Here is a 13,029-nt window from a genome sequence, read left to right as displayed (position 1 = left end):
GATAAGTATTGATGACTTCTGAGAAACGATATGGCGCTTTGTGCGCTCTTATTGGTGTCGGGTGGCGGCTTCGCCTTACCCGACCTACGAGAATGTAGGCCGGGTAAGCGTCAGCGCCACCCGGCATTTTCTTCAGACTACTTCACACACGCCGAACACTGAGAAGACTGGATCTGTTTGAAGAAGTCATTGCCCTTGTCATCCACCAGAATGAACGCCGGGAAATCTTCCACTTCAATTTTCCAGATAGCTTCCATACCCAGTTCCGGGTACTCCACGCACTCCAGGCTCTTGATACTGCCCTGCGCCAGTACCGCCGCCGGGCCACCGATGCTGCCCAGGTAGAAGCCGCCGTGTTTGTGGCAGGCATCCGTCACCTGCTGGCTGCGGTTACCTTTCGCCAGCATAATCATGCTGCCGCCGTTGGCCTGCAACTGGTCAACGTAGGAGTCCATGCGGCCTGCGGTGGTCGGGCCTAACGAGCCGGATGCATAACCTTCAGGCGTTTTGGCCGGGCCTGCGTAGTATATCGGGTGATCTTTAATGTACTGCGGCAGACCTTCGCCATTGTCCAGACGCTCTTTCAGTTTCGCATGGGCGATGTCACGTCCAACAATAATGGTGCCGTTCAGTGACAGACGGGTCGAAACCGGATACTGCGAAAGTTGCGCCAGGATCTCACTCATCGGGCGGTTCAGGTCAACGTGTACCGCTTCACCCTCGCCCGCTTTACGCAGCTCTTCCGGAATATATTTGCCCGGGTTGTTTTCCAGTTTTTCGATCCAGATACCGTCGCGGTTGATCTTCGCTTTAATGTTGCGATCCGCAGAACAGGAAACCCCCATCCCTACCGGACAGGATGCACCGTGACGCGGCAGGCGGATCACGCGGATATCGTGGGCGAAGTATTTACCGCCAAACTGCGCCCCCAGCCCCAGGTTTTGCGCTTCCTGCAACAGTTCCTGCTCAAGCTGCACATCGCGGAACGCCTGGCCGTGTTCGTTACCTTCCGTCGGCAGGCCGTCGTAGTATTTGGTCGAGGCGAGCTTAACGGTTTTCAGCGTGCTTTCGGCAGATGTCCCGCCAATCACAAACGCAATGTGATACGGCGGACATGCCGCAGTACCCAGGGTGCGCATCTTCTCCACCAGGTAATTTTTCAGCTTGCCCGGCGAGAGCAGCGCTTTCGTTTCCTGATAGAGGTAGGTTTTGTTGGCAGAACCGCCACCTTTGGCGATGCACAGGAATTTGTACTCGTCGCCGTCCACGCTGTAGAGATCGATCTGCGCAGGCAGGTTAGTGCCGGTGTTGACCTCTTTGTACATATCCAGCGCCGCGTTTTGCGAATAACGGAGGTTGTCTTCGATATAGGTGTTATACACACCGTGCGCCAGCGCAGCTTCGTCACCACCGCCGGTCCAGACACGCTGGCCTTTTTTACCGGTGATAATGGCCGTACCGGTGTCCTGGCAGGTCGGCAGGATGCCTTTGGCGGCGATATCGGAGTTACGCAGGAATTGCAGTGCCACGTACTTGTCGTTTTCGCTGGCCTGCGGGTCGCTCAGGATATCGGCAACCTGCTGCTGATGCGCCGGACGGAGCATAAAGGAGGCATCATGAAACGCGTGTTGCGCCAGTAAGGTCAGCGCCTGCGGATCCACTTTGAGGATCTCCTGCCCTTCGAATTCAGAGACAGAAACATGATCGCGGGTTAACAGGTAATATTCGGTCTGATCCTTACTGAGGGGAAAAGGATCTTGATAATGAAAGGGTTTGTTCGACATTGTTCTCTCACTTACTGCTTCGGTCTGATTATTTGGGCAGGCGTTCCGCTGCCCGCTTAAAAGCGAGTTAGCCTATCCTACACAATTTTTTAACAAAAACTGAGACTAGTACGACTTTTTACATCCGAAGGTTACTTCCACACGGTTTATTGCTTTAATACCCGGAGTTAATTCCACCTTTTGAATCAGGGCTTGATAATGCAAAAACTCATTAACTCAGTGCAAAACTACGCCTGGGGAAGTAAAACTGCGTTAACGGATCTCTACGGTATCGCGAACCCCAACAACCTGCCGATGGCAGAGCTGTGGATGGGCGCTCACCCGAAGAGCAGCTCAAAAATTGAAGACGCCAGCGGTCAGACACGTTCCCTGCGTGACGTGATCGACGCCGATAAAGCGGCGTTGCTGGGCAGTAAGGTTGCCAGTCGTTTCGGCGAACTGCCGTTCCTGTTTAAAGTGCTGTGTGCCGACCAGCCGCTTTCCATTCAGGTTCACCCGAATAAAAAAGCCTCTGAAATTGGCTTTGCGAAAGAGAACGCCGCGGGTATTCCACTGGATGCCGCAGAGCGTAACTACAAAGATCCTAACCACAAGCCTGAGCTGGTCTTTGCATTGACCCCGTTCCTGGCAATGAACGCATTCCGCGAGTTCTCAAACATTATTTCTCTGCTGCAGCCGGTCGCGGGGGCGAATAAAGCCATCGCCCACTTCCTGCAAAATCCGGACACTGAAGGGTTAAGCCAGCTGTTTGCCAGCCTGCTTAACATGCAGGGCGAAGAAAAAGCACACGCGATCGCGGTACTGAAAGCCACGCTGAATAGCCAGCAGGGCGAGCCGTGGGACACCATTCGCGCGATCGCGGAGTTTTACCCGGATGACAGCGGCCTGTTCTCTCCACTGCTGTTGAACGTGGTGAAGCTGAATCCAGGCGAAGCGATGTTCCTGTTTGCTGAAACCCCACACGCCTACCTGCAAGGTGTGGCGCTGGAAGTGATGGCAAACTCCGACAACGTGCTGCGCGCTGGCCTGACGCCGAAGTACATCGATATTCCGGAACTGGTTGCTAACGTGAAGTTTGTCGCTAAACCTGCTGCAGAGCTGCTGACGCAGCCGGTGAAACAGGGTACGGAGCTGGACTTCCCGATCCCGGTGGACGATTTTGCGTTCTCCCTGCATGACCTGAGCCAGACCGAAACCGCCATCGCCCAGGAGAGCGCCGCGATCCTGTTCTGCGTGGAAGGTGAAGCCGTTCTGCATAAAGACGCGCAGCGCCTGGTGCTGAAACCGGGTGAGTCTGCCTTTATTGCCGCCACTGAATCACCGATTAGCGTAAGCGGCACTGGCCGACTGGCGCGTGTTTTCAATAAGCTATAAGCACTTACTGAATTTTTTAACAACTCTTGCTAAGCTAGTTGAAGACTTTATATCACCGGGCGGTTTTTACCGCCTGGTTTCATTTTAGGGATAGTCGCAATGAAAAAATCGGTCGTAGCGGTTGGCGTTATTGTTGCATTAGGCGTGGTCTGGACAGGTGCATCCTGGTTCACCGGAAAACAGCTGGAAGGCCGTCTGGCTGAGATGGTGGCGCAGGCCAACAGCGAAATTAAACGTAGCGCGCCAGAAGCTGGCGTGGAACTGAGTTATCAAAACTATCAGCGCGGCGTGTTTACCAGCCATATGCAGCTGGTCGTCAAGCCGGTGGCAGGAAATGAAACCGCGTGGCTGAAGCCCGGCCAAAGCGTGGTGCTGGACGAAGTCGTGAGCCACGGCCCCCTCCCGCTGGCACAGCTGGCCTCTTTCAATCTGATCCCGTCGATGGCATCGGTAAAAACCGTTCTGGTGAATAACGACATCACGAAACCGCTTTTCGATATTGCGAAAAATACCTCGCCATTTGAGATTGATACCCGCATCGGCTATGCCGGAGACACCAGCTCAAACATTGTGCTGAAAGCGCTGGACTACGAAAAAGGTAACGAGAAAGTGGCCTTCAGCGGCGGCAATTTCCAGCTGGACGCCGATCGTGACGGCAACGTCTTCACCCTGACCGGTGAAGCGCAGAGTGGCCTGGTGAATGCGGTTAACGAGTACGACCAGAAGGTTCAGCTCACGTTCAACAATCTGAAAGCCGACGGCAACAGCCGTATGACCAGCTTTGACGAGCGCATTGGCGACCAGAAAATCAGCCTGGAAAAGCTCGCTATCGCGGTTGAAGGTAAAGAGATGGGCGTGCTGGAAGGGATGGACCTGAACGGCAAAACCGATGTGTCCAAAGACGGTAAGAGCATCAATACCCAGCTGGATTACAATCTGAAAAGCCTGAAGGTGCAAAATCAGGATCTGGGTACCGGTAAACTGTCGCTGAAAATTGGCAACATTGACGGTGCCGCATGGCACGAGTTCAGCCAGAAATACAGCAAAGAGAGCCAGGCGCTGTTGACGGATGCCGCACTGAAGCAAAACCCTGAGATCTATCAGCAGCAGGCAATGGCCGTGCTGTTCAACAATCTGCCGATTCTGCTGAAAGGCGATCCGGTGATTACTGTTGCGCCGCTGAGCTGGAAAAACAGCAAAGGTGAAACCAGCTTTAACCTCTCGCTGTTCCTGAAAGATCCGTCCACCGCCACGGGTGAACCACAGACGCTGGCCCAGGAAGTGGACCGCACCGTGAAATCGCTCGACAGTAAGCTGACTATTCCGATGGATATGGCCACCGAGCTGATGACCCAGGTCGCGAAGCTCGAAGGTTATGGCGATGAAGATGCCGGTAAGCTGGCGAACCAGCAGGTGAAAGGCCTGGCAGCGATGGGACAGATGTTCCGCATCACCAAACTGGAAGACAACACCATTTCAACCAGCCTGCAATATGCAAACGGCCAGGTGACGCTCAACGGCGACAAAATGCCGCTGGAAGATTTTGTCGGTATGTTCGGGATGCCTGCGTTGGGAATGCCAGAACCGGCGGAACCTGCCGACCCGGCAGTGCCAGCAGTTCCGGCTGTGCCGCAGCAGTAATAGACTTAAGCCCCGCGAGGGGCTTTTTTATGGCTGAAAATCAACACCCTGTTGCCAGCGATTTTCCCAGTGCGTCAGATATTTCTGCGCAAGTTCAGGGGCATGATGAATAACAATGACATTCTCGGAATTCAGATATTCGGCTGATTTCGCAAAGTTAAACGAGCCGGTTTCTACCGTGTCCCCATCCACAACGATCGTTTTATCATGCTGAATACGGTAGTGATTATCCGTGCGCAGCTTTACGCCGTTTTGAGTGATATAACGCATGGCCGCCAGGCTTTTGGCACTGGTGTTTCCCTCTTCATCAATCACCACCCGCACATCCACCCCGCGCTTTTGTGCGTCCACCAGCGCGGTCATCACATCGGGCGCGCTAAAGGAGAATGCCATCATGCGAATCGACTTCTTCGCCTTATTGATGGTTTTCAGTACAAGCGCCTGCGCCCCGCCTTCAGGAGAGAATCCGACTTCGATATCGCTGGTGGCGTAAGAAATAAGCGGGATAAAGGTTAGTGCAAGAAGAGTCTTGAGGATCCGCATGGGCAAACCTGGTGAAAAAACGAGGTGGAGAATACGCATCGTTTTGATGCGCACACGGTTGATCCGGATCACATTTTATTGCCAGGTGGCGGCTGCGCCTTACCCGGCCTACGAACAGCAAACGTAAACCGGGCTGAGAACTACTTCACCGGCACCAGACGCGCCGCCACAATCTGATGCCCGGCCTGTACCTCGGTGTTGTCGATTCGCTGCATGATCCGGTCAGCCAGCGTGTGCCCCATCTCGCGAGCGGGTGTGGTTGCCCAGACGATGGGCAGATCGTCCAGCGCATTTTCGCCGACATCGGCAAAAGCCCCTAGCGCTACCTGCTGGCCAAAGAAGGTTTCAACGCCCCCTTCACCGCTCTCGCGCCCCGCACGGATAAGGCCAAACCAGGCCCCCATCGCAATGGTGTCGTTGTAGCAAATTACGGCGCTGATCGTGGGGTTACGGCGCAGCATGGCGCCTATCACTTCGGCGGCCTGTTTCTGGCTGGATTCGCACTCCACTACCCATTCACTGTGGAATGGTAGCCCGTATTTAATCAGCGTGGCGCAATACCCACCTACCCGTTCAGCCCGCGTCAGGGAGGAGCTTTTTCCGCCCAGCCAGGCGATGCGCTGATGGCCACGACGGATAAGATGTTCGGTCAGCATTTGTGCAGCCTGCATGTTGTCGGGCCGCAGCGTATCGGCTTCGTCCAGGTAACTGGCACGCGATGCAAACACCAGCGGCACGCCTTTTGCGGCGGCGCGCTCACACAGTTCACTGCCGACACCGGACGCCCCGGCGATAATCACACCATCAACACCCTGCGTCAGCAGCATATCCAGCCGCTGAAGAAGCTGGTCGGCCTCGCGCCCGCCGTGCAGCAAGAACACCATCCGCCCCTGCGCTTCCAGCGCTTCAGTCAGCCCGGCGGTCAGTTCGGCGTAAAACGGTGAGGTCAGATCGCGCACAATCAACCCAATCACACCGCTTTGCCCGCCGCGCAGCGCCGATGCCTGGCGATTGCGCACAAAACCCAGCTGCTCGACAGCCTCGTTAACGCGCTGACCCGTGGCGGAAGAGATGCGCCCTTTTCCGCTCAGAACCAGCGAAACGGTGCTGACGGACACGCCAGCCGCCAGTGCGACATCGTTGATGGTGATTTTTTTCGCTACAGCCATGTGTTGGCGTGACTCCCTGATAATGAGATCGGTAAAACGTTTTATCAATACGTTATCTTTATACTCTCTGCCAAAGCCTGAGAATGTGATTTAGCGCGCACTAAAGTTTGATAAAACGTTTTATCTTCTCGCAGCATTGAAGCAGATAAACCTATTTTAACAATAAAGGAGTCGTTTTATGACGGCGAAAGCAGCACAAAAAATATCGCTGTGGGAGTTTTTCCAGCAACTGGGTAAAACCTTTATGCTGCCCGTGGCACTCCTCTCCTTCTGCGGGATCATGCTGGGGATCGGCAGCTCACTGAGCAGTAATGATGTTATTACGCTGATCCCGTTCCTCGGCAACCCTGTGTTGCAGGCGATCTTCATCTGGATGAGTAAGGTCGGCTCCTTTGCGTTTAGTTTCCTGCCGGTGATGTTCTGTATCGCTATCCCGCTCGGGCTGGCGCGTGAAAACAAAGGCGTTGCCGCTTTCGCCGGGTTTGTCGGCTACGCGGTGATGAACCTCGCCGTAAACTTCTGGCTGACGGCGAAAGGCATCCTGCCAACAACCGATGCCGCCGTACTGAAAGCAAACAACATTCAGAGCGTCATTGGCATTCAGTCTATCGATACCGGTATTTTGGGTGCGGTGATCGCGGGCGTCATTATCTGGATGCTGCATGAACGCTTCCACAATATCCGCCTGCCAGATGCGCTGGCATTCTTCGGTGGCACGCGCTTTGTCCCGATTGTCACCCTGGTGGTAATGGGCCTGTTTGGTCTGATCATTCCTCTGATTTGGCCGGTCTTTGCGCTGGGCATTACCGGAATCGGGCGCATCATTAACGGTGCCGGTGATTTTGGCCCGATGATCTTTGGTACCGGCGAGCGTCTGCTGCTGCCGTTTGGTCTGCAACATATCCTCGTGGCGCTGATCCGCTTTACCGAAGCAGGCGGTACCATGGACGTGTGTGGTCACGACGTCAGCGGTGCGTTGACCATCTTCCAGGCGCAGCTGAGCTGCCCGACCACTCACGGCTTCTCTGAGAGCGCAACCCGCTTCCTGTCACAGGGTAAAATGCCTGCGTTCCTGGGCGGCCTGCCAGGTGCGGCGCTGGCGATGTACCACTGCGCACGCCCGGAAAACCGTCATAAAATTAAAGGCCTGCTGATTTCTGGCGTGATTGCCTGCGTGGTGGGCGGTACAACCGAGCCTATCGAATTCCTGTTCCTGTTTGTTGCTCCGGTGCTGTATCTCATCCACGCGGTGCTGACCGGTCTGGGCTTTACCGTTATGGCGGTGCTGGGCGTGACTATCGGTAACACCGACGGCAACGTTATCGATTTTGTCGTGTTCGGCATCCTGCATGGCCTGTCGACCAAATGGTATCTGGTGCCGGTTGTGGCGGCTATCTGGTTCGCGGTGTACTACGGGATCTTCCGCTTCGCTATCACCCGCTTTAACCTGAAAACTCCGGGTCGCGATGCGGACACCGCCACCAGCGTTGAACAAGCCGTTGCCGGTACAGTGGGTAAATCCGGCTATAACACCCCTGCTATTCTGGCGGCACTTGGCGGGACGGATAACATTACCTCGCTGGATAACTGTATTACCCGCCTGCGTCTGTCAGTTAACGATATGTCGAAGGTCGATACCAATGCCCTGAAGGCCAATCGCGCCATCGGTGTGGTACAGTTGAATCAGCATAATTTACAGGTTGTCATCGGCCCGCAGGTGCAGTCAGTCAAAGATGAGCTGGCGACCCTGATGCGAACAGTAGAAGCCTGATGCCTCGCCCCCTCTTCGTGAGGGGGTTTTACTTTAAGGACCAACATGATGTTTGATTTTTCTACCGTTGTAGACAGACACGGCACCTGGTGCACCCAGTGGGATTATGTTGCCGACCGTTTCGGCGCCGCCGACCTGCTGCCGTTTACCATTTCGGATATGGATTTTGCCACCGCGCCCTGCATTACCGAGGCCTTACATCAACGCATCAGCCACGGTGTATTCGGCTACAGCCGCTGGAAAAACGATGAGTTTCTTGCCGCCGTAGCGCACTGGTTCCAGCAGCGCTTTAACAGCCGCATTGATACTGATTCGGTTGTTTATGGCCCATCGGTCATTTACATGGTGTCGGAGCTGATTCGTATCTGGTCAGACGCGGGCGACGGCGTTGTGGTGCATACGCCAGCCTATGATGCCTTTTACAATGCCATCAACGGCAATCAGCGCACCGTGGTGCCCGTGGCGATGGAAAAAAATGCATCCGGCTGGCAGGGCAATATGGCCGCACTGGAAGCCGCACTCGCCAGGCCGGAAAACAAAATCCTGTTGCTGTGCAGCCCGCAGAACCCAACGGGTAAAGTCTGGACGCGGGAAGAGCTGCACAAAATGGCAGAACTTTGCGCGCAATACGACGTGGCGGTTATCAGCGATGAAATCCATATGGATATGGTGTGGGGTGAGCACCGCCATACCCCGTGGAATGAGGTCGCACGCGGAAAATGGGCGCTACTGACCTCAGGTTCCAAGAGTTTTAACATTCCGGCGCTTACCGGTGCATACGGTTTGATTGGCGATGATGAAAGCCGCACTGCCTACCTGAGCGCGCTGAAAGGCCGCGATGGGCTCTCTTCTCCTTCCGTGCTGGCGCTGACCGCGCACATTGCGGCCTATGAGCAAGGAGCCCCCTGGCTGGATGCGTTACGCCGTTATCTGGAAGAAAATCTGCACTATGTTGCGCGTGAATTGAACAGCGCTTTTCCGAATCTGAACTGGCAGCCCCCTCAGGCGACCTATCTTGCCTGGATAGATTTAAGTCCTCTGGGCATTGACGACAAAGCACTGCAAAAAGTCCTGATTGAGCAGCAAAAAGTCGCCATCATGCCGGGATATACCTACGGTGAAGAAGGCAACGGTTTTGTGCGCCTCAACGCAGGTTGCCCGCGCAGCAAGCTTGAGCAAGGGGTTCAGCGGCTCATCGCCGGGATTAACGCGCTGCGCTAATTGATTTGCGCAACGGAATATTCCATTGCGCAAATAGCTTTTTGCCTCGTTTTGTTTTTATAATATGGCGCACTTTAACCAGAAAAGAGTGCGACCATGATTGATACAAGCCTTCCTTTAACTGATATTCATCGTCACCTTGACGGTAACATTCGTGCCCAAACCATTCTCGATCTTGGCCGCCAGTTCAATTTAACTCTTCCTGCTCAAACACTTGAAACCTTGATCCCCCACGTTCAGGTCACGTCGAATGAACCGGATCTGGTCAGTTTCCTGAGCAAGCTCGACTGGGGCGTGAAGATGCTGGCCTCTCTGGATGCCTGCCGCCGTGTTGCTTTCGAAAACATTGAAGATGCTGCGCGTAACGGCCTGCACTACGTCGAACTGCGTTTTTCACCAGGCTACATGGCGATGACTCACAACCTGCCTGTAGCTGGCGTGGTTGAAGCGGTGATTGCCGGCGTGCGTGAAGGCTGCAAGGCCTTCGACGTACAAGCCCGCCTGATTGGTATTATGAGCCGTACGTTCGGTGAAGCAGCGTGTTTGCAGGAGCTGGAAGCGCTGCTCGCGCACCGGGATCAGATCACCGCCATTGACCTGGCGGGCGATGAGCTGGGCTTCCCGGGCAGCCTGTTCCTCTCCCACTTCAACCGCGCACGTGATGCCGGCTGGCACATTACCGTCCATGCGGGCGAAGCTGCTGGTCCGGAAAGTATCTGGCAGGCTATCCGCGAGCTGGGCGCTGAGCGTATTGGTCACGGCGTTAAAGCCGTTGAAGATCGCGCCCTGATGGATTTCCTTGCCGAACAGCGCATCGGGATCGAATCCTGCCTGACGTCCAACATCCAGACCAGCACCGTGCCGACGCTTGCGCAGCATCCGCTGAAAACCTTCCTGGAGCACGGCGTACTGGCATCGCTGAACACTGATGATCCGGCGGTACAGGGTGTCGATATTATTCACGAATATACCATTGCAGCACCGCAGGCAGGTCTGAGCCGCGAACAGATCCGCCAGGCGCAGATTAACGGGCTGGAAATTGCCTTCTTAACGCCTGCGGAAAAACAGGCGCTGAAAGACAAAGTGGCTCGCGGTTAAGCCATGTGCCGGGTAGCGTGTGCCTGCCCGGCCCTTAGCGTTATGCCAGACAAAGCGTTGCACGATGTTTGGCAGATTCAATCCCCAGCTCAATCAGCTCCATAATCTGAATGGCCTGGCTTGCCGGAACCGGATTTTCCCCCGTGCCATTTAGCGCATCGCGGATCCCCGCATAATAAGCCGGGTAGTTGCCGGGCATCGTCAGTAAAGTTTCCTGAACCTGCTCCTCGCCTTCGAAGCGCGTGAACACACCATCGCGCATATCGTAGCCCCAGTCTTCCTGCGGCAGACGCTCGCCATTTTTCAGGCGATCTTCTTGCGGGTCGAGGCCAAACTTCACGTAGCTGCCGCGCGTACCGTGGATGATATAACGCGCAGATTCCGCTGCCGCCAGCATGGTGGCGTGCAGGACAATGCGCCGTTGCGGGTAACTTAATACCGCGTGGAAGTAATCCGTTGTCTGTGCACCCGGCCGCAGCTGGGCCAGGTCGACGGTCAGGCTCACTGGCAAACCAAACAGGTTCACTGCCTGATCGAGCAAATGCGGCCCTAAGTCGTACCAGATACCACTCCCGGGGCCAGCCTGCTCGCGCCAGCGGTCACGCACCTGAGGACGGAACCGGTCAAAGTGCGATTCGAAATAGGCAATTTCGCCGAGCGCACCTTCATTTATCAGCGATTTAACGGTTAAAAAATCACTGTCCCAGCGGCGGTTATGAAATACCGAAAGCAACCGGCCCGCACTTTTTGCCTGCGCATCCAGCTCTCTGGCTTGTGACAACGTCACGGTGAAGGGTTTATCCACCACCACGTGTTTACCCGCTTCCATCGCGGCTTTTGCCAGCGGGAAGTGGGTATCGTTTGGCGTGGGGATCACAATCAAATCAAGATCCGGATTGTTAAACAGATGCTTTGGCTCAGACACAACAGGAACCGATGGCCAGTCGGCATGGACTTTTGCTGCATCACTGCTTGAAATCGCGGCGAGTTCCATTCCTGAAGTCCCGGCAATCAGAGGGGCATGAAATGTTTTACTCGCGTACCCATAACCAATAAGCCCGACACGGATGTTGTCATTCATATTGTTACCCTCTCAGCTGATGTTCTTATTTCACACTGGCTATTCTGATGTCTGAACAGATTAATAATGTGCCATATGACTTAAAATAGCATCCTGTACCGGTTATTTTTGTTACATAGATTTAACCTGCTGATTTTCTTTAAGGAAACCGTTCCCAAAGCGCTTGCCGTGGCGAATGTTGCGCTGTAACATTTGCAATCTGTATTTATGGATAAATTACAAACACGAATCATGACGTCAATAATTAATCGAATCATTGAATTAGCGGGATGGATTGTCCTTGGAGTTTCGGTCGTGCTGCTGGGTGTTGCCAGCCATATCGATAACTACCAGCCGCCGGAGCCTGTCACAGTCGCACAACCGAAATAACCTCAACGCGGTAATAAAGAGTGACATATTATGTCAGTTTCATATTGCCAGCCGTGTTGAACAGGGTTAACCTTCTCATCCAGGCATCGTCTGATGCCTGAATCATTCAGCAAAGAAAACTCCTAATTTAGTCGCATTACCTGAGTGGGCAGTTTACGTCTTTATTAATCCGTTTATTATTCGAACGAATTACCTTCACTGGTATTACTCACTTTTATATGGAAACTTATTAATATGACAGTTCAGGACTATTTATTAAAATTTCGCAAGATCAATTCGCTTGAGAGCCTGGAAAAACTGTTTGACCATTTGAACTACACGCTGTCGGATAATCAGGAAATCATCAATATGTATCGTGCAGCCGATCACCGCCGTGCAGAGCTCGTCTCTGGTGGCCGGTTGTTCAATGTTGGCGAAGTCCCTAAGTCTGTATGGCGTTACGTACTATAAGAAAGTAGCCATCCGCGCGAAATGTTATATACTCTGCGCCCTGCAAATTGGCTATATAACGTTTCGCGCAGACTTATGGGAGAGAACATGACCGCATCGCCTGGAGAAAAAATCGGAGGCTGGTTAATCGCCCCGCTGGCATGGCTGCTGGTTGCATTATTAAGCGCATCTCTGGCGCTTCTGCTCTACACCACCGCACTGATTACCCCTCATGCGATCCAGACCCTGATGTCTCAGAGTGCGGGCAAAATTGCGCTGTGGTTTGCGTCGTTCGTCTTCGCGATAGGCATGTGGTATTACACACTGTGGCTGACCATCGCCTTCTTTAAGCGCCGTCAGAGTGTGCCTAAACACTACATTATCTGGCTGCTGATCTCTGTGCTGCTGGCGGTGAAAGCCTTTGCTTTCTCACCAGTGTCTGATGCGCTGGCCGTTCGTCAGCTGCTGTTCCCGCTGCTGGCGGCATCACTGTTGGTCCCCTATTTCAAACGCTCGTCGCGCGTGAAAAAAACCTTCGTGAACCCGTAA

At 54.1% G+C, this 13,029-nt stretch carries 12 protein-coding genes; 8 read left to right on the top strand and 4 right to left on the bottom strand.

Going from position 1 to position 13,029, the window contains the following annotated elements; genetic code table 11:
* Positions 1-137 precede the first annotated feature (137 nt).
* Positions 138-1,784: a class I fumarate hydratase FumA gene (fumA, locus tag N1249_RS09635; RefSeq protein ID WP_182060799.1), complete on the bottom strand. Its 1,647-nt coding sequence runs from the start codon at positions 1,782-1,784 to the stop codon at positions 138-140.
* Positions 1,785-1,982: 198 nt separating this feature from the next.
* On the opposite strand from fumA, the gene manA reads away from it, so the two are divergent.
* Positions 1,983-3,158, top strand: coding sequence for a mannose-6-phosphate isomerase (gene manA / locus N1249_RS09630; protein WP_259837187.1), 1,176 nt, complete (start codon positions 1,983-1,985; stop codon positions 3,156-3,158).
* Positions 3,159-3,257: 99 nt separating this feature from the next.
* Positions 3,258-4,799 carry a YdgA family protein gene (locus tag N1249_RS09625; protein ID WP_259837185.1) on the top strand — a complete coding sequence of 514 codons (1,542 nt, stop codon included), beginning with the start codon at positions 3,258-3,260 and terminating at the stop codon, positions 4,797-4,799.
* A gap of 27 nt (positions 4,800-4,826) precedes the next feature.
* Here the strand turns inward: N1249_RS09625 and N1249_RS09620 are convergent, their stop codons facing one another.
* Together N1249_RS09620 and N1249_RS09615 are read right to left on the bottom strand one after the other, a co-directional pair.
* Complete coding sequence (locus tag N1249_RS09620; RefSeq protein ID WP_259837183.1) at positions 4,827-5,342, bottom strand: phospholipase D family protein; 516 nt, start codon at positions 5,340-5,342, stop codon at positions 4,827-4,829.
* Between the two features lie 140 nt (positions 5,343-5,482).
* Complete coding sequence (locus tag N1249_RS09615) at positions 5,483-6,511, bottom strand: Mal regulon transcriptional regulator MalI (protein ID WP_259837181.1); 1,029 nt, start codon at positions 6,509-6,511, stop codon at positions 5,483-5,485.
* A 178-nt stretch (positions 6,512-6,689) separates the two neighbouring features.
* Between N1249_RS09615 and malX the strand changes: the two genes are divergently transcribed.
* The 3 genes from malX to add all read left to right on the top strand — a co-directional run bounded on the left by malX (position 6,690) and on the right by add (position 10,601).
* Complete coding sequence (gene malX, locus N1249_RS09610) at positions 6,690-8,282, top strand: maltose/glucose-specific PTS transporter subunit IIBC (RefSeq protein WP_259837179.1); 1,593 nt, start codon at positions 6,690-6,692, stop codon at positions 8,280-8,282.
* Positions 8,283-8,330: 48 nt separating this feature from the next.
* Complete coding sequence (locus tag N1249_RS09605) at positions 8,331-9,503, top strand: MalY/PatB family protein (protein ID WP_259838068.1); 1,173 nt, start codon at positions 8,331-8,333, stop codon at positions 9,501-9,503.
* 96 nt (positions 9,504-9,599) lie between these two features.
* Positions 9,600-10,601 carry an adenosine deaminase gene (add, locus tag N1249_RS09600; RefSeq protein ID WP_014069994.1) on the top strand — a complete coding sequence of 334 codons (1,002 nt, stop codon included), beginning with the start codon at positions 9,600-9,602 and terminating at the stop codon, positions 10,599-10,601.
* A 40-nt stretch (positions 10,602-10,641) separates the two neighbouring features.
* Here the strand turns inward: add and N1249_RS09595 are convergent, their stop codons facing one another.
* Positions 10,642-11,682, bottom strand: coding sequence for an oxidoreductase (locus N1249_RS09595; protein WP_259837176.1), 1,041 nt, complete (start codon positions 11,680-11,682; stop codon positions 10,642-10,644).
* Between the two features lie 243 nt (positions 11,683-11,925).
* Here N1249_RS09595 and blr point away from each other — a divergent pair, with 243 nt between their 5' ends.
* The 3 genes from blr (at position 11,926) to N1249_RS09580 (ending at position 13,029) form a co-directional block, all read left to right on the top strand.
* Complete coding sequence (gene blr / locus N1249_RS09590) at positions 11,926-12,051, top strand: division septum protein Blr (RefSeq protein WP_168162139.1); 126 nt, start codon at positions 11,926-11,928, stop codon at positions 12,049-12,051.
* A gap of 234 nt (positions 12,052-12,285) precedes the next feature.
* Positions 12,286-12,501: a transcription modulator YdgT gene (ydgT, locus tag N1249_RS09585; protein ID WP_006174966.1), complete on the top strand. Its 216-nt coding sequence runs from the start codon at positions 12,286-12,288 to the stop codon at positions 12,499-12,501.
* Between the two features lie 87 nt (positions 12,502-12,588).
* Entirely contained in the window at positions 12,589-13,029 is a 441-nt protein-coding gene (locus N1249_RS09580; RefSeq protein WP_259837172.1) for a DUF2569 domain-containing protein, read from the top strand.

This window comes from Enterobacter sp. CP102, assembly GCF_025152625.1.
GTDB classification, from domain to species: Bacteria; Pseudomonadota; Gammaproteobacteria; order Enterobacterales; family Enterobacteriaceae; genus Enterobacter; species Enterobacter soli.
This window is presented reverse-complemented; position numbering and strand designations above follow the sequence as displayed.

Bases quoted from the DNA above. Each gene is read 5' to 3' on its own strand.
- ydgT (WP_006174966.1), top strand. From the start codon at position 12,286: ATGACAGTTCAGGACTATTTATTAAAATTTCGCAAGATCAATTCGCTT.
- add (WP_014069994.1), top strand. From the start codon at position 9,600: ATGATTGATACAAGCCTTCCTTTAACTGATATTCATCGTCACCTTGAC.
- fumA (WP_182060799.1), bottom strand. From the start codon at position 1,784: ATGTCGAACAAACCCTTTCATTATCAAGATCCTTTTCCCCTCAGTAAG.
- N1249_RS09620 (WP_259837183.1), bottom strand. From the start codon at position 5,342: ATGCGGATCCTCAAGACTCTTCTTGCACTAACCTTTATCCCGCTTATT.
- malX (WP_259837179.1), top strand. From the start codon at position 6,690: ATGACGGCGAAAGCAGCACAAAAAATATCGCTGTGGGAGTTTTTCCAG.
- N1249_RS09595 (WP_259837176.1), bottom strand. From the start codon at position 11,682: ATGAATGACAACATCCGTGTCGGGCTTATTGGTTATGGGTACGCGAGT.
- N1249_RS09605 (WP_259838068.1), top strand. From the start codon at position 8,331: ATGTTTGATTTTTCTACCGTTGTAGACAGACACGGCACCTGGTGCACC.
- manA (WP_259837187.1), top strand. From the start codon at position 1,983: ATGCAAAAACTCATTAACTCAGTGCAAAACTACGCCTGGGGAAGTAAA.
- N1249_RS09615 (WP_259837181.1), bottom strand. From the start codon at position 6,511: ATGGCTGTAGCGAAAAAAATCACCATCAACGATGTCGCACTGGCGGCT.
- N1249_RS09625 (WP_259837185.1), top strand. From the start codon at position 3,258: ATGAAAAAATCGGTCGTAGCGGTTGGCGTTATTGTTGCATTAGGCGTG.
- N1249_RS09580 (WP_259837172.1), top strand. From the start codon at position 12,589: ATGACCGCATCGCCTGGAGAAAAAATCGGAGGCTGGTTAATCGCCCCG.